Source organism: Shewanella sp. SW32, assembly GCF_025653365.1.
Lineage (GTDB): Bacteria > Pseudomonadota > Gammaproteobacteria > Enterobacterales > Shewanellaceae > Shewanella > Shewanella oncorhynchi.
Genome location: NZ_JAKKSJ010000024.1, coordinates 19,060 through 35,517, shown reverse-complemented (window position 1 = coordinate 35,517; position 16,458 = coordinate 19,060). Strand labels below are relative to the sequence as shown.

Sequence of the window (16,458 nt, the reverse complement as noted above, 5' to 3'; positions counted from 1 at the left end):
GATGGATAAGTAAGTAGTAATAGATTTTATATACACTCAAACACAAAGACTTATAGGTCTAAATTAAGGTGTTATTTAATGTACTGTAAACGAAAGGGAGTTAGTGAGTGGGTGGCCTAAGTATACGGATTGAAGGGTTAAACATATCTGCGGAACTTGCATGCAAAATAACACATGAGGATTTTTATCTGTGGAGTGATGCAATGGAATTACCTTGGCTCACTATCGTTAACTTATCGGATTGTAGTCCTTGTGATGTGAAGTCCTATCTTGCCCGTTTTCCTGGCCGTAATATCGTCGCGTTATTAGCACCAGAGCAAGGTGAGTTGGCAGCCGCAGCAATGCGAGCTGGCGTACAGGATTATCTATTAATTCCCGTAGAAACTGAGCAGTTACTTGCCTCAATTCAACGATTACACCGTTTAGAGTTACCTGATTCTAGTTTGGTTGTCGCGGCTTCTGTTAGTCGACAATTGTTGATGTTGGCCCATCGCGCCGCAACCACTGAGGCCAGTGTTTTATTATTGGGTGAAAGTGGTACTGGTAAAGAACCGCTTGCTCGTTATATTCATCGCCACTCCTCCCGTTCACATAAGCCTTTCGTTGCGATTAACTGCGCTGCCATCCCTGAAAGTATTCTAGAGTCCGTTCTCTTTGGGCATGTCAAAGGTGCCTTCACTGGTGCCATTTGTGATAAGGCAGGAAAATTTGAGCAGGCCAATGGCGGTACTTTATTACTCGATGAAATTGGTGAAATGCCCTTGCCGTTACAGGCGAAGTTACTTCGGGTGCTACAGGAGCGTGAAGTCGAAAGACTTGGTGGCCAGCATGTTATACCACTGGATATCAGAGTCATTGCCTCTACCAATCGCGACTTAAGACAAGCCGTGGAGTTTGGACATTTTAGGGAGGATTTGTTCTATCGATTAGATGTTTTACCTCTGAAAATTAAGCCTTTAAGAGAACGAAAGGCTGACATCCTGCCTCTCGCTGAACATTTCTTAAATTTATATGGCCAATCTGATTGCTCAAGTCGTTGTTATTTCAGTGAGCACGCAAGGCAAGTGCTCGTGACCTATGATTGGCCCGGAAATGTAAGAGAGCTAGAAAATTGTATTCAACGTGCATTAGTGATGCGTAGAGGCCAGGCGATTCAAGTTGCGGAACTCGGGTTAAACATTCAAGAAGAGATGCTTGAGTTGGAGCCTTTAGGCGCCTCAGATGGGCTTAAAGCGTCAAAACAGCAGGCTGAGTTTCAATATATTATTGATGTACTTAAACGTTTTAATGGGCAACGCACGTTAAGTGCAGAGGCGCTAGGGATGACGACTAGAGCCTTAAGATATCGCCTCGTACAAATGCGAGAAGCGGGTATTGATATTGAAATGTTATTAGAGCAAGCGGGTCGAGCAGCTTAGAGCAATCAAAAAGTAATAGGAATGGAATATGTCTAATGGAGCGATTGTTAGCTCAAATATGTTAATGGAAACCTTAAACATTCATCGTGAAGTGGCTAAAGGGGCGATCAACATCACTTCAAACCCTGCCGATAATGGTATGGCTTATGGGTCATTCACTGACTTGATTAAGAGTAAAGTTTCTGCCGTTAACCAAGATCAGAACCAATCCTCTATGGTGATGGCGGCTGTCGATAGTGGAAAAAGCGATGATCTCGTCGGTGCTATGGTGGCTTCGCAAAAAGCCAGTTTGTCATTTGCGACTATGCTCCAAATTCGTAATCGTCTTGTGCAAGCATTTGACGATGTAATGAAGATGCCTATTTAAGGAATTGTGTGAATGTCTACCACTTTTGTTCAATCAGGTCAGGATATTACCGGGACTGAATCTTCGTCAGGATTCATTGCTGGCATGACCCAAAAATGGCATCGTTTTAACCGTGGTGATCGTCAGGTTATCGCCTTAGCTTTACTTGCGGTGGTTGTCGCTAGTGTCATAGTGTTGATGTTATGGACTGCTACTGCAGGGTATCGACCTTTATATGGCAGCCAAGAAAATGTCGATACTTCTCAAGTGTTAAATGTCTTGGATGCAGAAGGCATTGATTATCGCCTAGAGGCAAATACTGGGGCAGTCCTCGTTGCAGAAGAGCAAGTCGGTAATGCGCGTATGCTTTTGGCCGCAAAAGGGGTAAAAGCGAAAGTACCTTCGGGTATGGAGGCACTCGACAATACCGCGCTCGGCACGAGTCAATTTATGGAACAAGCTAAGTATCGCCATAGTTTAGAAGGTGAATTAGCTCGCACTATCATGTCGTTAAAGTCGGTCCGTGCCGCAAGAGTTCATTTGGCGATACCTAAACAAACTCTGTTTATCCGTCAGGAGCCTGAACTGCCGACGGCTTCCGTCATGCTGCAGCTAGACCCGAATACTCGACTCTCTGAAACACAAGTTGAGGCTATTGTTAATTTGGTCGCAGGCAGTGTGACTGGACTAACGGCCAGTAATATCAAAGTTGTCGATCAAGATGGTCGATATTTAAGTGAGAACATTTCAGGCAATCAAGATCTTAGCCAGTCTAGAAACAAGCAGTTACAGTACACGCGTGAACTTGAGAATAGCTTAGTGGCGAATGCCGCCTCTATGCTCGAGCCTGTGCTTGGTCAAGATAATTTCCAAGTGCGGGTGACTGCAAAAGTAAACTTCAATCAGGTTGAAGAAACTAAGGAGTCACTCGATCCGCAAAATGTCGTGACTCAAGAGCGTACGAGTGTCGATGATTCAAGTAATACTATTGCCGCGGGAATTCCCGGAGCTTTAAGTAATAAGCCACCCCAAGCAGGCAAAGAGGCGACGAATGATAAGACCCGTAATTTGAAGCAGGAAGAAAGTCGTCAATATGACGTTGGTCGTTCTGTGCGTCATGTTCGTTATCAACAAATGCAGCTCGAAAACCTCTCAGTTTCAGTGCTTATTAATAGTGCTACGGGTCAAGGAGCATTTAATGAAGAGGCTCAACTGGTTAAGTTTGGCAATATGGTTAAGGATGCTATCGGCTTTTCGGCGGCGAGAGGTGATAGTTTTACCATTAATGCCTTTGAGTTTACCCCAACCGTCGCTGCCGAATTTACGCCGTCACCTTGGTGGCAATCAGAAAATTATCAAGCCTATTTACGCTACATCATAGGCGGTATCCTTGGCTTTGGACTTATTTTGTTCGTATTAAGGCCGCTGGTTAAGCACTTGACCCGAACCGCTCAAATTACCGCGCCTAGAATTGAGCCCGTTGCATTAAGTGCCGCTTCCGCTGCTGCACTCGATGGGCATTCCGCCGATACTTTACCAAATCAAGCCCATCAGTTACCGAGTGCCGACTGGCTAGGCAGTCAAGGTTTACCCGAGCCCGGCTCACCTTTGACCGTTAAAATGGAGCATTTAGCCTTGCTCGCAAACAAAGAACCCGCGCGTGTTGCAGAAGTGATAGCTCATTGGATAGGCGATAAAGACGGTGAATAATTCAATCGAAATTAAGATGGACAATTACGCCCAAGCGGCCATGTTATTACTGAGTATGGGAGAAGAAGGTGCTGCCATGGTCATGGCGCATTTGGATCGTAACGATGTGCAACACTTAAGCCATAAAATGGCGCGGTTATCGAGTATTACCCAGCAAGAAGCCGAGGCAGTACTCAGCCGTTTTTTCCAACGCTATAAAGAACAATCGGGTATCGCCAGAGCCTCACGGTCCTATTTACAAAAGACACTCGATATCGCTTTGGGAGACAGAGTTTCTAAAAGTCTTATCGATAGCATTTATGGTGATGAGATTAAAGTGCTCGTTAAGCGTCTCGAATGGGTTGACCCCCAATTACTTGCCCGTGAAATCACCCATGAGCACTGCCAGTTGCAAGCGGTATTGTTGGGATTATTACCACCAGAAAGTGCCGCTAAAATCTTAAAAATGTTGCCTAGTGATAGCCAAGATGAGGTGCTCGTTCGTATTGCGCAACTTGGCGAATTAGACCGCAACGTTGTTGAGGAACTGCGGGAGCTGGTTGAGCGCTGCATGTTGATGGCAATGGAGAAAAGTCACACGCAAGTGGCGGGTGTCAAACAGGTTGCCGATATCCTCAATCGCTTCGAAGGCGACAGAGAACAGTTGATGGAAATGATCAAACTCCATGATAAGCAGATGGCGATTGATGTCACCGATAATATGTTTGACTTCATTATTCTTGGGCGACAAAAGCAAGAAACGTTGCAGACCTTATTAGGACAAGTACCTTCTGAAACCTTATCATTAGCATTAAAAGGCATTGATTTTGAATTAAAAGATGCCTTACTCAATGCCTTGCCTAAACGTATGTCGTCAGCGATTGAAACGCAAATAGAAGCGTTAGGTGGTGTACCTGTTAGCCGAGCGAGTGGGGCGCGTAAAGAGATAATGGAACTGGCGAAGCAATTAATGCAAGAAGGTGAAATTGAATTGCAGCTATTTGAAGAACAGGTCGTTGTTTAATGGAAAACAAGCATTCTCGTTGGCGTCTAAATACCAATCTCGCTCGTCGTTATCGTTTTCCTGCATTACACGATGCGGTTGAATCAAATTCCGATGCGGGCAGTGATTTTCAAAGTTATCAACAAGCATTCGATGAGGGTTATGATGAAGGTGTTATTCAAGGTAAGAGTGCGGGTTATGAGGCTGGCATAGAAGAAGGACGCATTGCTGGACATGCAGCTGGTTTTCATCAAGGTCGGTTAGATGGGCAGTCAGCGGGTAGAGCATCCATCGATGAGCAGCTCAACAGTTTACTTGTACCGCTAGGTGCCTTGAGAGAACTACTCGAAGACGGTCATGCAAAGCAGGTTCGTGAACAGCAAAATTTGATCCTTGAATTAGTACGCCGAGTGTCACAACAAGTGATCCGCTGCGAGCTAACCCTGCAGCCACAACAAATTCTTAAGCTCGTTGAAGAAACCTTGAGTGCGTTACCTGATGATCAAGCGGATATCAAAATCCATTTAGAGCCGAGTGCCGCGACTAAATTAAAAGAGCTCTCGGAAGATAAAATCCGTGGCTGGAATCTCATCGCTGATAGCAGTATTTCAGCGGGCAGTTGTCGAATTGTGAGTGATAAATCCGATGCAGATGCTTCAGTCGAGACACGACTCGATGCTTGCATGAAGCAGGTTGAAACCAAGTTGAATGAGGCTGAGATTGGAGTCTGATGTATTTCATGACGATTGGCCTCAGGTTCCAGTTGCAAGGATTTATGGACGTCTCATTCGAGTCAATGGTCTATTGCTTGAGGCTGTTGGCTGTCAGCTTGGCATGGGGGATCGTTGCCAGATTGAAGGGCGAAATGGTCGTTTAATTGAGGCTGAAGTCGTTGGCTTTCATCGGGACGTATTGTGCCTTATGCCGATTGAGCCCACACAGGGCTTGATGCCAGGTGCTAGAGTGCTGCCTATTACGGATGAGCAAACAATTGCTATTGGTGATGGTTTGCTTGGCAGGGTGCTTGATGGACTTGGACAACCACTCGACTTACTGGGCGATTTAACCGGTGTTTCACAAGTCCCGCAATCTCACACGAGTTACAATCCTTTGCTGCGCCAGCCTATTCGGCAGCCGCTAGATGTCGGTATTCGCGCCATCAATAGTTTGTTGCCCATTGGTAGAGGCCAGCGACTCGGGCTCTTTGCGGGCTCTGGTGTGGGTAAGAGTGTGTTATTAGGCATGATGACTCGTTTTACTGAAGCAGATGTTGTGGTGGTTGGCTTAATTGGTGAGCGTGGCCGAGAGGTCAGGGAGTTTATTGAAGAAACACTCGGTGAAGAAGGGCGTAAACGGGCTGTGATTATTGCAGCCCCTGCAGATACCACACCGCTGATGCGATTACGTGCAATGCGGTTATCCCACTCCATTGCCTGTGCTTTTAGGGATCAGGGCAAGCAAGTACTGTTATTAGTAGATTCATTGACTCGTTATGCTCAGGCACAGCGTGAAATCGCCTTGAGTTTAGGTGAGCCTCCAGCAACCAAAGGCTATCCGCCATCGGCATTTGCACAGTTACCTAGACTGGTGGAAATGGCGGGCAATGGTGAGCATCCGACGGGAACGCTAACCGCGTTTTATACCGTATTGGCCGAGGGCGATGATCAGCAGGATCCCGTTGCAGATGCAGCGAGAGCCATTTTAGATGGCCATATAGTGCTAAGTCGTAAATTAGCCGAGCAAGGACATTTCCCTGCGATTGATCTTAATGCGTCTGTGAGTCGCTTAGCCATGCACATAGCGACCTCTAGCAGTATTGAACAGAGTCAGATCTTTAGACATCTTTTGAGTCGTTACAATGAGGTCAGAGACTTATTACCTTTAGGTGGCTACCAAGCGGGCCAAGATCCTGAAATGGATCTTGCTGTGCGAGTGTATCCAGAAATGGCACGATTTTTACGCCAGACTACACACAGTAAAGTCAATTTGGCTGAAAGTTTAGTGCAATTGGAACAGTTGATGGGAGTTATGGGATATGAGCCAGCGTCATCTCTCTAAGTTACGTGTTCAAGCTGAAAAGAAATTAGCGCAGCTAGGGCAAAAACGCGATGATTCCAGCCTAAGCGTCCAACTAAATCAACAACAACATCAAGCCTTAACCCAAATGATATTGACTTATCGTGGTGCGAAAGAGGGCTCAAATGTTTTGCTCTGGCAAAATTCCGCAAGTATGGCGCAAGTGTTAGAGCCTATGCGGGTGAAGTTAGCTCAAAAGGAGGTCTTTCTACAGCAGGAACAGCTGCGTATTGATCGCCTATGGCGTAAGCAATTAGGGCGTCAGCAGGGTTTGAAGTGGCTTGAAAAACAAACACATATACAAGAACAAGCACAAGTGGCGCGCCGTGAACAGGCTATTGTTGATGATATGGCGGGTTTCTATTACAAGAATAAAGGCCAATAGGCGCTGTGTCATTACAGCTGAGAGCCACCTTTTAAACTATGTCCCATTAGCGAGGGCTTTGGTAACTCTCAATAATTCAGTTTAATTAGCGTTTGGCACCGTAATCGATTTCATGGTGTTGGCCATCTTGATTCAGGATACGGTTAATCGTTTCTTGCTGTATTACGAGTAATCTGCCGTTGGTTTCATTGGCTGTTTGGCTATCTTTAACTAACAGCTGCAAGTTGTCCCATGACATTTTTATTTGCGGTCTTAGATGATCAGGTAGCGCCGTGATTAAGCGTCTCATGCCACTATTGTCACTATTAAAACCTAGTGTCGCGAGATTTTCGCTTCGCTGTTTGGCTCTCAAAGCTAACTTGTTACACAGCGCAGTTTGACGCTCGTTATGGGCTAAGAGCGCATCATTATCCCTGCGTTGCATTAATTCACGTTGGTGCTTAAGCATTGATTTTAATTGACTATATCCCTCAAGATCTTGACGAATATCGCGAATTAAACTTTGAACAAGTTCGCGCTTATTTACTTGACTATTATCCATGCTGTATCAATATCTTATCTGCAATTTTATCTAAGCTCAGCTCAAAGCTTCCATTACTTAAAGCCTGACGTATAGCAGCAACTTTATCTGTGTCAACGTCGGAGATGGTATGTAACTCTTTCTGGGTTTGTTCTAACAATTGCCAGTCGTGACTAATATCTTGTCGTGTTGGCGTTGATAGATTTTCTGATTCAACGGGCTTTCTGGGCGTATTAGCGCTCTTACTCGTGCTGAACTCAGTGCTCAAGGCACTGCTAATTTTATTAATTTCCATAGATGTTCATCGTCATAAATGGCTAGATATTAGATATAGGCGACCTAAATAGGATAAATCTAAAATAAATTTTTAAATTTATCCTAAGGTGGCTTAAATGTTAAAAACGGGTTTCAACTCTCCCCTTAGCTATGGGGTAAGCGGTAATGATTTTCCCTGAACTACTATTCCTCACTCTAATGGCATCACCTTGTTTACCCGCATCCATAGCAATCCCAATCATATTGGCATAAAAGGTGGCACTGACTGCTTCGATAATCACTTCATCCCCTATGCTCACGAGTTCTGGTGCACTTAAATTGCTTGCTCTTATGGGTTTGTTTTTGATTATTTTTCTGGCAACCGCTTGCCCTAAAATGTGTTTTTCATCAGTAATAATGTCTTGATCTGACGCAGTTAAGGGCAACATTTGCCATTGTAGATTTTCTGATGTGACAACTTCATCTCTCTTAAGCGTTTTGTTGGCAACAGGAATGTAGGCGCTGAGAGCAACCTTAGCTCGAACATAGAGTGACCAGCCTTCAGAGGCACAGCTTATTTTTCGTTGGATCCGACCGAATGGGAGCCCTTTAGCAGCCTCGACTTGGAGCGCCGTGCTACACGTTTTTAGCTTGGCTGTGCTGGAAGGAATGTGCAGTGTGATTTTTTTGCTGACTTTTTTGATCCCTTGCGATTGTTGCCACTTAGCTATCTCTGCGGCTACGGAGTTTGTCATTTGCTGAGATATTTGTTCTGTCGCCGTGATCTTCCCTTTCGCGTGCACATTGAGCGGAAGTAACCCTATGCTCAGTAAGAAAGTGAGGGAAAAGAACTTTCCGTATATCAATAGCGATTTCATTTAACCAACTGTTTTATATGAATAAGTATATTGGCATGCTAATTGTAAGCTGCTCGACCATCTAAATTAATTACGCATACAGTACTAGGAGTTGAGATGGCTATCAACCTTGATAAAGCATTAGGAATACATCCTCAGACACTCGATTTTAGAGTGGAGAGAAGCAAGGTATTAGCGAGTAATTTAATCAATGCCGAAACTCCGGGGTACAAAGCGAGGGATTTGGATTTCAAAGCGGCCATGAAGCAAGTTGAAGCAGGCATGCAGATGAATCAAGAGTACAACCTCGCTTATCGCATGCCTTATCAAAATTCTGCCGATGATAATACCGTGGAACTCGGTAAGGAACAGGCAAGATATTCACAGAATGCGATGGATTATCAAACGAGTTTGACATTTTTAAACATGAAAATAGCCGGTCTAAAGTCTGCTATTGAAGGTCGTTAGGAGCCTGTATGTCATTTGGCGATATTTATCAAATAGCGGGTGCTGGCATGAATGCTCAGACCATACGTTTAAATACGGTCGCGAGTAACTTAGCTAACGCTGGAACTGCCGCCGAAAACCCTGAGTCGGCTTATCGAGCATTAAAACCCGTATTTGCGACTATTTACGATGCGACTCAACAAGGTGCGATTGGTGCTTCGATTGAAGTGAGTGACATAGTCCAAGCGGATGCCCCATTGGATATGCGTTATGAGCCGAATCATCCCTTTGCCAATGAACAAGGCTATGTTGCTTACTCTAATGTGAACACGATTGAAGAAATGGCTGACATGATGGCGGCAAGTCGTTCATTTGAAACCAGTGTTGAAATAATGAATCGTGCGCGTTCTATGCAGCAAGGTTTATTGCAACTAGGGAATAAATAGCAATGGAATTGGCTCGCTCTGGTAACAACTCGATTCAGAATCCTGCAGGTGCATTAGCGGTACCAGGGAATGATGCTGCGTCATTAAAGAATGAATTTATGACCTTAATGATCGCGCAAATCAAGAATCAAGATCCCACTAAACCGCTTAACAGTGCTGAGTATATCTCTCAATTAGCGCAGTTTTCGCAGGTCGAAAGCTTAGAGGGAATGCGGAAGAATCAATCAAGCCAAATGGTCATGATGGAAAATTTGGGCATAGTACAGTCGGCATCTTTGATTGGTAAGAATGCCATGGTGCCTGTGTCTGAGTTTCAGCTCGATGGTGAAGCGGTTGAAGGCAAAGTGTATTTAGAGAATGCAGCTGAAGGCTTAGATCTTGAAATTATCGATGCACAAGGTCAGGTCGTTAGCACTATTCAACTCGGTGCTCAGGATGTTGGTGATGTTCGGTTCTCTATCGATCCTGCTGAGCTGGGGTTGTCTGCAGGCCAATATGAAATCAAAGCTAAGGCGACACTAGGTGAAAATAGTTTAGTTGCGCCAACGTATATTAAGGCACCGATCGAGAGAATCCATTTCTCCAGTGCATCCGGCATGATGATGGCTGAAATGGGCCATGGTGTTGGGGTTGTTTCTGTGCTCAATATTTCTGAAGTTTCGTAAATTATTTTTATAGGATATTAAGATGTCATTTAACATAGCTTTAAGTGGTTTACAGGCGACGACTCAAGATCTCAACACTATCAGTAATAACATTGCTAACGCATCGACGAGTGGGTTTCGCGGTGGCCGTAGTGAATTTGCATCAATTTATAATGGTGGTCAGGCGGGTGGCGTTGGCGTGATGTCAACGAGCCAAAACTTCTCTAAAGGTGGCAGCTTAACTTATACCGGTCGTCAGCTTGATATGGGGATCCAAGGCGAAGGATTTTTTGTTCTCAAGGGGAATGATGGCGGCGCCATGTATGCTAGAGCAGGGATGTTCCATAAGGACAATCAAGGCTTTATAACCGATCCAGTCGGTAATCGTTTACAGGGATATTCTGTGAATGCGACGGGAAGATTACAAACCGGTAATGCGGGTGACTTACAGGTACAAACGGCTTCTTTAGCGGCTAAAGCCACAACGAATGTCAGCATGGTTTCAAATCTCGATGCGAGAGTCGATGTTATTCCCCCAGCTGTCCCAGCCGTGCCATTTGATCCTAAAAATATTGATAGTTATCACTCTATTGGTACCACCAGTGTCTACGACTCTTTGGGTACTGAGCATGTGGTGACTCAGTATTATGTAAAAACAGCGCCGAATGAGTGGACTGTTAATTACACTCTGGATGGGACTCTTCTGCCAGACCAAACAACATTAAAATTTGATTCAAAAGGCATTTTAGATCCAACTACAACAAAGGATACCTTCGACCTTACATTGGGTAATGGGGCATCACCGCTTAAATTTGATATCAACTTCGATAAAAGCACTCAGTATGCCGCCAAATACAACAACTCGAGTTTATCTCAAGACGGTTACACCTCGGGTGAATTGAAAGGTGTGCGTCTGGATGACAATGGCATGTTGTATGGCACTTATACTAACGGCCAAGATCAATTACAAGGTCAGGTCGTCCTCGCAAACTTTAGTAATCCCAACGGTTTATCGGCCGTGAGTAACAATGCTTGGGTGGCTACAAATACCGCTGGGCAAGCGATTATGGGGGCGCCATCTACAGGCACTATGGGCACTGTAACGGGGGGGTATTTAGAGGGCTCGAATGTGGATACCACTGCTGAAATGGTTAACCTCATGTCGGCTCAGCGTAACTATCAGTCCAACGCCAAAGTTCTTGATGTGAACTCGACTATGCAACAAGCATTACTTAATGCCATTTAAGAAGAGACACTGACATGGAGAAGATGCTTTATACCGCCGCCAGTGGTGCAGTTCGTATTCTTGAGGCGCAAAGTATTCGCGCGAATAACTTGGCTAACGCTGAAACTGCAGGATTTAAAGCCGACCTTGAGCGCGTTAATGCCGTGCCTTTAGCTGTTCAAGGTAATAGTTTGAACACAAGGGTTATGGCACAGACTGAGAGTAGTGGTTTTAGCCAGCAAAGTGGGGTGATCAATCCTACGGGCCGTTCATTGGATTTAGCGATCCGCGATCGTGGCTTGTTCAGTGTGGCTGTTGACGGTGTTGAAGCATACACCCGTTCAGGTGCAATTGAGACCAATGCCGAGGGGCAACTGACTATCGATGGCCGACCTGTATTAGGCGTTGATGGGCCGATAGCGTTGCCTGAGCATAAAGATGTCTTTGTGGGTGAAGACGGCACAGTCAGTGTTTTACCCTCTGAAGGCGGGATCATTGAGGAAGTGGGCCGATTAAAGCTAGTGAATCCTGACTTTGCCTTAATGCAAAAGGGGCAAGATGGGTTGCTCTATCGTCGTGATGGCCAAGCAGTGCCACAAGATGAAGGTGTGTTAGTGGATAGTGGCTTCCTTGAGTCGAGTAACGTGCAGGCCGTGTCAGAGCTTATTGCATCTATGGATTTGAGTCGTCAATTTGAGATTCAAGTTAAGTTAATGAAAAGTGCAGAAAAGCTGGCCGAGGCTGGTAATCGTCTGCTGGGCAATGTTTAAGGATTATTGGTATGCAATCAGCGTTATGGGTAAGTAAAACCGGCCTAACAGCACAAGATACGAAAATGACTGCGATTGCCAACAACTTGGCAAACGTGAATACCACAGGTTTTAAGCGTGACCGTGTTGCGTTTAATGATCTGTTTTATCAGGTTCAACGTCAGCCAGGTGGACAGGTTGATGCACTGAATAATCTGCCATCGGGTCTGCAATTAGGTGCAGGAACGAGAGTCGTTGGTACTCAAAAAATATTCACTACTGGGGATATGCAAAATACCAGTCAGCAGTTGGATTTAGCGATCGAAGGTCATGGTTTTTTCCAAGTAGAAGAGCCAAATGGCGATCTTGCTTATACCCGTGACGGTCAGTTTTATCGCAGTAGTGAAGGCATGATGGTCACGTCACAAGGTTTACCTTTAGTGCCTAATATCGTGATCCCTGAAGATGCGCTAACCGTTACCATTGCTAACGATGGTGTTGTCACAGCGAAAATGGCGGGTGAAGCTGAACCTCAAGATTTAGGTCAAATCACGCTTGTTAACTTTACTAATCCAGCAGGGTTAGAAGCTCGAGGTGACAACCTTTACCGTGAAACTGCTGCATCGGGTGTGGCGGTTGAAGGTGTGGCGGGTGATCAAGCTTTAGGTGCTTTAAGACAGGGTGCGCTAGAGGGCGCAAACGTCAACGTGGTGGAGGAAATGGTCGAAATGATTTCCACGCAGAGAGCATATGAGATGAATGCCAAAGTTGTGTCAGCCTCAGACGATATGCTCAAGTTCCTCAATCAATCGGTTTAGAGAGGCAATCATGCGTTGGTTATGGTTTTTATGGTTTGCACTGTTATCGGGTTGTATGTCGCATATTCCAGATAAGGAGACTAAACCTGGCACTAAAGAGTGGGCACCGCCTGAGATTGACTACAGCCTGCCAGATGCAAAGGATGGCAGTCTTTATCGTCCCGGTTTCATGTTGACACTTTTTAAGGATAAACGTGCTTTCCGTGAGGGCGATATTTTAACCGTCGCGTTAGATGAAAAAACCTATTCGAGTAAGAAAGCGGATACCAAGACCAACAAAGAACAAGATATGGGTATGGGACTTGCGGGCAATATTGGTGATAAAACGGCCAATGCTGACGGTAAAACCTCTTTTTCGAGAGGGTTTAATGGTGCAGGCTCAAGTACACAGCAAAACCAGTTATCAGGTTCAATCACTGTAACTGTTTCTAAGGTTTTACCTAATGGTACCTTGTTGATACGTGGTGAAAAATGGCTGCGATTGAATCAGGGCGATGAGTATTTACGCTTACTTGGCATTATACGTGCTGATGATATAGGTAATGACAATACGATATCGTCGCAACGTATTGCCGATGCCCGAATTATCTATGGTGGTCAAGGTGCCATTGCCGACAGTAATGCTATGGGATGGGCTTCTCGCTATTTCAATAGTCCATGGTTCCCGCTCTAGCAAAGGATATTTTGATGCTACGTTGTTTATTATTGTTACTTTTGGCTACTGGTACACTGCAAGCGGAAGAGCAAAGCCGCTACTTGATGGATATTGTCGATGTGCAAGGTCTGCGTGATAACCAACTCGTGGGTTATGGCTTAGTCGTCGGATTAAATGGAACGGGTGACCGCTCTCAAGTTAAATTTACCAGTCAATCTGTCGTCAATATGCTTAAACAGTTTGGTGTACAGATTGATGATAAAACCGATCCTAAGTTAAAGAACGTCGCCGCCGTTGCTGTGCATGCGACTATTACTTCTCTGGCGAGCCCAGGACAATCCTTAGATGTGACGGTTTCATCCCTTGGTGATGCAAAAAGTCTTCAGGGCGGAACCTTATTAATGACGCCTCTTAGGGCTGTCGATGGTGAGGTTTACGCGGTAGCGCAGGGCAACTTAGTGGTTGGCGGTATTTCTGCCGCCGGTCGTAATGGATCATCTGTGACTGTGAATGTGCCAACTGTTGGCACTATCCCCAATGGTGCCTTACTTGAGGCACCAATCAAAAGTAACTTTAGTGATAATGAAGACATCATATTAAACCTTAAGGATCCCAACTTTAAAACCGCCCGAAATATCGAACGGGCTGTTAACGAACTATTTGGCCCCGATGTTGCGCGTGCGCAAGATCATGCCAAGGTCCTGATACACGCGCCTAAGTCGAATCGAGAGCGTGTGACTTTTATGTCAATGCTTGAAGAACTCAAGATTGACCAAGGCCGACGTTCACCTAGAATCGTGTTTAATAGCCGTACGGGGACAGTGGTATTAGGGGGAGATGTTGTGGTTCGTAAAGCCGCTGTGAGCCATGGCAATCTGACAGTGACTATTGTTGAACGTGAAAACGTGAGCCAGCCTAATGGCGCTTATCTTGGTAATGCCGCAGGGGAAACCGTGGTGACTAATGATAGCCAAGTATTGGTCGAGCAAGGTAACAAACGTATGTTTGTTTGGCCCGAGGGCACAGCAATTGAAGAAATCGTGCGTGCCGTAAATAGCTTAGGTGCGACACCAATGGACTTGATGGCAATTCTAGAAGCTTTGGCGGAAGCGGGCTCTTTAGAAGCTGATTTGGTGGTGATTTAATGAAAGTTGAAAATACGGGCGGTTACTTAAATAAGCTGAATGCTGATGATTTGATTAAGGCGAATGGCGAGCAAGGTGCACTTAAATTAGTCAGTCAACAATTTGAGGCGCAGTTCCTGCAAACGGTACTTAAGCAAATGCGCTCAGCCACCGACGCTATGGCCGATGAAGATAATCCTTTAACTTCCAAAAGTAATAATGGGCTGTATCAAGATTTACATGATGCGGAATTGGCAAGTCGTTTAAGCCAAGTCAATGGTATGGGCTTGGCTGAGGTGATGACCAAGCAGCTATCACGTTCATTTCAGTCTGAGAAAGATCCGGTCGCCTTTGATCCTCAACAGATGACAACAACAGCGATGCAGCCTGCACTTATTATGCGGCCCGTTGTGAAGGATTTTAAATGAGCATGTTGAACATTGGTAAGTCTGGCTTATTGGCAAGCATGGCCGCATTGAATGCAACCTCAAATAACGTTGCTAATGCTATGGTTGCAGGCTATTCACGTCAGCAGGTGATGTTAAGTTCGGTTGGTGGCGGTGCTTATGGCTCCGGCGCGGGCGTGTTTGTTGATGGTGTTAGGCGGATCTCTGATCAATACGAAGTCGCGCAGTTATGGCAAACCACGAGTGCTGTTGGTTTTTCTAAAGTGCAAAGTAGTTATTTGCGTCAGGCTGAACAAGTATTTGGTGCCGAAGGGAATAATATCTCAAAAGGCCTAGATCAATTATTCGCTGCTCTCAATTCATCTATGGAACAACCTAATCTCATTGCCTATCGACAAGGTGTACTTAATGAGGCTAAAGCTGTTGCCCAAAGAGTGAATGCAATCAACGACAATATTGATTCGCAACGTAATCAGATCAATGGACAGCTTGGTTCATCCGTAAAAGAGATCAACTCACAACTAAATATTATTGCCAGTTTCAACCGCGACATTCAGGCGGCGAGTGTGACAGGAACGATTCCCCCTGCACTGCAAGATAGTCGAGATGCTGCGATTGATGACTTAGCTGCAATTTTAGATATTCGGGTTGTTGAAGATAGCCAAGGCATGGTCAATATCTCGCTGGCACGAGGTGAGCCGCTATTGACGGGAAATACTGCCGCTAAGTTAACGAGTAATCCCGAACCCACCAATCCTAAGAACGATTTGGTGACTATCCAATTTGGTGCTAGCCAGTTTAATGTTGATGAAACCGCTGGTGGCAGTTTAGGTGCCTTGCTTACGTACCGTGATATGCAGCTTGCGGATTCGCAACAGTACATAGATGAATTAGCGGTAATGTTAGCGACCGAGTTTAATTCTATTCTTGCTTCTGGCACTGACTTAAATGGTGCGACACCGTCACAGGATTTATTTACTTATCAAGCTAATAACCCAGGAGGAAGCTTATCTCTAACGGCCGGTTTTACGCCTGATAAACTTGCCTTTGGTAAAGATGGCACCCAAGGCGATAACGCAAATTTAAAAGCTTTAGTACAGCTAGCGAATAAAGAGCTGAGTTTTACTAGCCTTGGCAGTAATACAAGCTTAGCTGAATCCTTTTCCAGCAAGGTTGGCCAGTTAGGTTCTGCTTCTCGCCAAGCGATTTCATTTGCTAAAACCAGTGTAGATTTGCAAAAAGATGCGCAGTCCCAATGGGCGAGTACCAGTGGTGTAAATCCCGATGAAGAAGGGATTAATTTGATCATCTATCAGCAGTCATATATGGCAAATGCGAAGGTGATTTCCACCGCAGATCAACTGTTTCAAACTATGCTTAGTAGCTTTTAAGGA

20 protein-coding genes are annotated in these 16,458 nt (G+C 45.1%); 17 read left to right on the top strand and 3 right to left on the bottom strand.

Annotated elements, in window-relative coordinates:
- Positions 1-107 precede the first annotated feature (107 nt).
- From L5M28_RS15115 to L5M28_RS15085, 7 genes are read left to right on the top strand one after another with little or no spacing between them, the layout of a single operon-like run.
- A complete protein-coding gene (locus tag L5M28_RS15115; RefSeq protein WP_168825891.1) occupies positions 108-1,418 on the top strand; it encodes a sigma-54 dependent transcriptional regulator in 1,311 nt (436 codons plus the stop codon).
- 28 nt (positions 1,419-1,446) lie between these two features.
- Entirely contained in the window at positions 1,447-1,785 is a 339-nt protein-coding gene (gene fliE / locus L5M28_RS15110) for a flagellar hook-basal body complex protein FliE (RefSeq protein ID WP_263203764.1), read from the top strand.
- A gap of 12 nt (positions 1,786-1,797) precedes the next feature.
- Positions 1,798-3,474, top strand: a complete 1,677-nt coding sequence (gene fliF, locus L5M28_RS15105) for a flagellar basal-body MS-ring/collar protein FliF (RefSeq protein WP_263177364.1) — start codon at positions 1,798-1,800, stop codon at positions 3,472-3,474.
- 16 nt (positions 3,475-3,490) lie between these two features.
- Complete coding sequence (locus L5M28_RS15100) at positions 3,491-4,477, top strand: flagellar motor switch protein FliG (RefSeq protein WP_049821660.1); 987 nt, start codon at positions 3,491-3,493, stop codon at positions 4,475-4,477.
- Positions 4,477-5,187, top strand: a complete 711-nt coding sequence (fliH, locus tag L5M28_RS15095; protein WP_263203763.1) for a flagellar assembly protein FliH — start codon at positions 4,477-4,479, stop codon at positions 5,185-5,187. The genes L5M28_RS15100 and fliH overlap by 1 nt, the downstream gene beginning before the upstream one ends.
- Positions 5,165-6,514, top strand: coding sequence for a FliI/YscN family ATPase (locus L5M28_RS15090; RefSeq protein WP_263203762.1), 1,350 nt, complete (start codon positions 5,165-5,167; stop codon positions 6,512-6,514). The genes fliH and L5M28_RS15090 overlap by 23 nt, the downstream gene beginning before the upstream one ends.
- Complete coding sequence (locus L5M28_RS15085; protein ID WP_263197069.1) at positions 6,492-6,917, top strand: hypothetical protein; 426 nt, start codon at positions 6,492-6,494, stop codon at positions 6,915-6,917. The genes L5M28_RS15090 and L5M28_RS15085 overlap by 23 nt, the downstream gene beginning before the upstream one ends.
- Positions 6,918-7,002: 85 nt before the next feature.
- Here L5M28_RS15085 and L5M28_RS15080 read toward each other — a convergent pair whose 3' ends face one another.
- The 3 genes from L5M28_RS15080 to flgA form a co-directional block, all read right to left on the bottom strand.
- Entirely contained in the window at positions 7,003-7,458 is a 456-nt protein-coding gene (locus L5M28_RS15080) for a flagellar protein FlgN (RefSeq protein WP_028761850.1), read from the bottom strand.
- Positions 7,451-7,732 (bottom strand): flagellar biosynthesis anti-sigma factor FlgM, encoded by a 282-nt coding sequence (gene flgM, locus L5M28_RS15075; protein WP_113940828.1) that lies wholly within the window; start codon positions 7,730-7,732, stop codon positions 7,451-7,453. The genes L5M28_RS15080 and flgM overlap by 8 nt, the downstream gene beginning before the upstream one ends.
- A 100-nt stretch (positions 7,733-7,832) precedes the next feature.
- Positions 7,833-8,570 (bottom strand): flagellar basal body P-ring formation chaperone FlgA, encoded by a 738-nt coding sequence (gene flgA / locus L5M28_RS15070; RefSeq protein ID WP_173496197.1) that lies wholly within the window; start codon positions 8,568-8,570, stop codon positions 7,833-7,835.
- Between the two features lie 96 nt (positions 8,571-8,666).
- Here flgA and flgB point away from each other — a divergent pair, with 96 nt between their 5' ends.
- Genes flgB through flgK form a run of 10 tightly spaced genes read left to right on the top strand, consistent with a single transcriptional unit; the run spans position 8,667 to position 16,455 of the window.
- Positions 8,667-9,017: a flagellar basal body rod protein FlgB gene (gene flgB / locus L5M28_RS15065; protein WP_168825885.1), complete on the top strand. Its 351-nt coding sequence runs from the start codon at positions 8,667-8,669 to the stop codon at positions 9,015-9,017.
- An 8-nt stretch (positions 9,018-9,025) separates the two neighbouring features.
- The gene (gene flgC, locus L5M28_RS15060; RefSeq protein WP_113940825.1) at positions 9,026-9,442 is read left to right on the top strand and encodes a flagellar basal body rod protein FlgC; all 417 of its coding nucleotides are present in this window, start codon (positions 9,026-9,028) and stop codon (positions 9,440-9,442) included.
- A 2-nt stretch (positions 9,443-9,444) separates the two neighbouring features.
- Positions 9,445-10,107 carry a flagellar hook assembly protein FlgD gene (locus tag L5M28_RS15055; RefSeq protein WP_263197067.1) on the top strand — a complete coding sequence of 221 codons (663 nt, stop codon included), beginning with the start codon at positions 9,445-9,447 and terminating at the stop codon, positions 10,105-10,107.
- Positions 10,108-10,129: 22 nt separating this feature from the next.
- Positions 10,130-11,332 carry a flagellar hook protein FlgE gene (flgE, locus tag L5M28_RS15050; protein ID WP_113940823.1) on the top strand — a complete coding sequence of 401 codons (1,203 nt, stop codon included), beginning with the start codon at positions 10,130-10,132 and terminating at the stop codon, positions 11,330-11,332.
- A gap of 14 nt (positions 11,333-11,346) precedes the next feature.
- A complete protein-coding gene (locus tag L5M28_RS15045; protein WP_131523393.1) occupies positions 11,347-12,081 on the top strand; it encodes a flagellar basal body rod protein FlgF in 735 nt (244 codons plus the stop codon).
- Between the two features lie 11 nt (positions 12,082-12,092).
- Positions 12,093-12,878 carry a flagellar basal-body rod protein FlgG gene (flgG, locus tag L5M28_RS15040; protein ID WP_006083393.1) on the top strand — a complete coding sequence of 262 codons (786 nt, stop codon included), beginning with the start codon at positions 12,093-12,095 and terminating at the stop codon, positions 12,876-12,878.
- A 10-nt stretch (positions 12,879-12,888) separates the two neighbouring features.
- Positions 12,889-13,551 (top strand): flagellar basal body L-ring protein FlgH, encoded by a 663-nt coding sequence (gene flgH, locus L5M28_RS15035; protein ID WP_113940821.1) that lies wholly within the window; start codon positions 12,889-12,891, stop codon positions 13,549-13,551.
- Between the two features lie 14 nt (positions 13,552-13,565).
- Positions 13,566-14,678, top strand: a complete 1,113-nt coding sequence (locus L5M28_RS15030; RefSeq protein WP_113940820.1) for a flagellar basal body P-ring protein FlgI — start codon at positions 13,566-13,568, stop codon at positions 14,676-14,678.
- Positions 14,678-15,085: a rod-binding protein gene (locus tag L5M28_RS15025; RefSeq protein ID WP_263203759.1), complete on the top strand. Its 408-nt coding sequence runs from the start codon at positions 14,678-14,680 to the stop codon at positions 15,083-15,085. The genes L5M28_RS15030 and L5M28_RS15025 overlap by 1 nt, the downstream gene beginning before the upstream one ends.
- Entirely contained in the window at positions 15,082-16,455 is a 1,374-nt protein-coding gene (flgK, locus tag L5M28_RS15020; protein ID WP_263197065.1) for a flagellar hook-associated protein FlgK, read from the top strand. The genes L5M28_RS15025 and flgK overlap by 4 nt, the downstream gene beginning before the upstream one ends.
- Positions 16,456-16,458: the final 3 nt, after the last annotated feature.

Excerpts from the sequence above, each read along its gene's own strand:
- fliE (WP_263203764.1), top strand. The coding sequence starts at position 1,447 with ATGTCTAATGGAGCGATTGTTAGCTCAAATATGTTAATGGAAACCTTA.
- fliF (WP_263177364.1), top strand. The coding sequence starts at position 1,798 with ATGTCTACCACTTTTGTTCAATCAGGTCAGGATATTACCGGGACTGAA.
- L5M28_RS15100 (WP_049821660.1), top strand. The coding sequence starts at position 3,491 with ATGGACAATTACGCCCAAGCGGCCATGTTATTACTGAGTATGGGAGAA.
- fliH (WP_263203763.1), top strand. The coding sequence starts at position 4,477 with ATGGAAAACAAGCATTCTCGTTGGCGTCTAAATACCAATCTCGCTCGT.
- L5M28_RS15090 (WP_263203762.1), top strand. The coding sequence starts at position 5,165 with ATGAGGCTGAGATTGGAGTCTGATGTATTTCATGACGATTGGCCTCAG.
- L5M28_RS15085 (WP_263197069.1), top strand. The coding sequence starts at position 6,492 with ATGAGCCAGCGTCATCTCTCTAAGTTACGTGTTCAAGCTGAAAAGAAA.
- L5M28_RS15080 (WP_028761850.1), bottom strand. The coding sequence starts at position 7,458 with ATGGATAATAGTCAAGTAAATAAGCGCGAACTTGTTCAAAGTTTAATT.
- flgM (WP_113940828.1), bottom strand. The coding sequence starts at position 7,732 with ATGGAAATTAATAAAATTAGCAGTGCCTTGAGCACTGAGTTCAGCACG.
- flgA (WP_173496197.1), bottom strand. The coding sequence starts at position 8,570 with ATGAAATCGCTATTGATATACGGAAAGTTCTTTTCCCTCACTTTCTTA.
- flgB (WP_168825885.1), top strand. The coding sequence starts at position 8,667 with ATGGCTATCAACCTTGATAAAGCATTAGGAATACATCCTCAGACACTC.
- flgC (WP_113940825.1), top strand. The coding sequence starts at position 9,026 with ATGTCATTTGGCGATATTTATCAAATAGCGGGTGCTGGCATGAATGCT.
- L5M28_RS15055 (WP_263197067.1), top strand. The coding sequence starts at position 9,445 with ATGGAATTGGCTCGCTCTGGTAACAACTCGATTCAGAATCCTGCAGGT.
- flgE (WP_113940823.1), top strand. The coding sequence starts at position 10,130 with ATGTCATTTAACATAGCTTTAAGTGGTTTACAGGCGACGACTCAAGAT.
- L5M28_RS15045 (WP_131523393.1), top strand. The coding sequence starts at position 11,347 with ATGGAGAAGATGCTTTATACCGCCGCCAGTGGTGCAGTTCGTATTCTT.
- flgG (WP_006083393.1), top strand. The coding sequence starts at position 12,093 with ATGCAATCAGCGTTATGGGTAAGTAAAACCGGCCTAACAGCACAAGAT.
- flgH (WP_113940821.1), top strand. The coding sequence starts at position 12,889 with ATGCGTTGGTTATGGTTTTTATGGTTTGCACTGTTATCGGGTTGTATG.
- L5M28_RS15030 (WP_113940820.1), top strand. The coding sequence starts at position 13,566 with ATGCTACGTTGTTTATTATTGTTACTTTTGGCTACTGGTACACTGCAA.
- L5M28_RS15025 (WP_263203759.1), top strand. The coding sequence starts at position 14,678 with ATGAAAGTTGAAAATACGGGCGGTTACTTAAATAAGCTGAATGCTGAT.
- flgK (WP_263197065.1), top strand. The coding sequence starts at position 15,082 with ATGAGCATGTTGAACATTGGTAAGTCTGGCTTATTGGCAAGCATGGCC.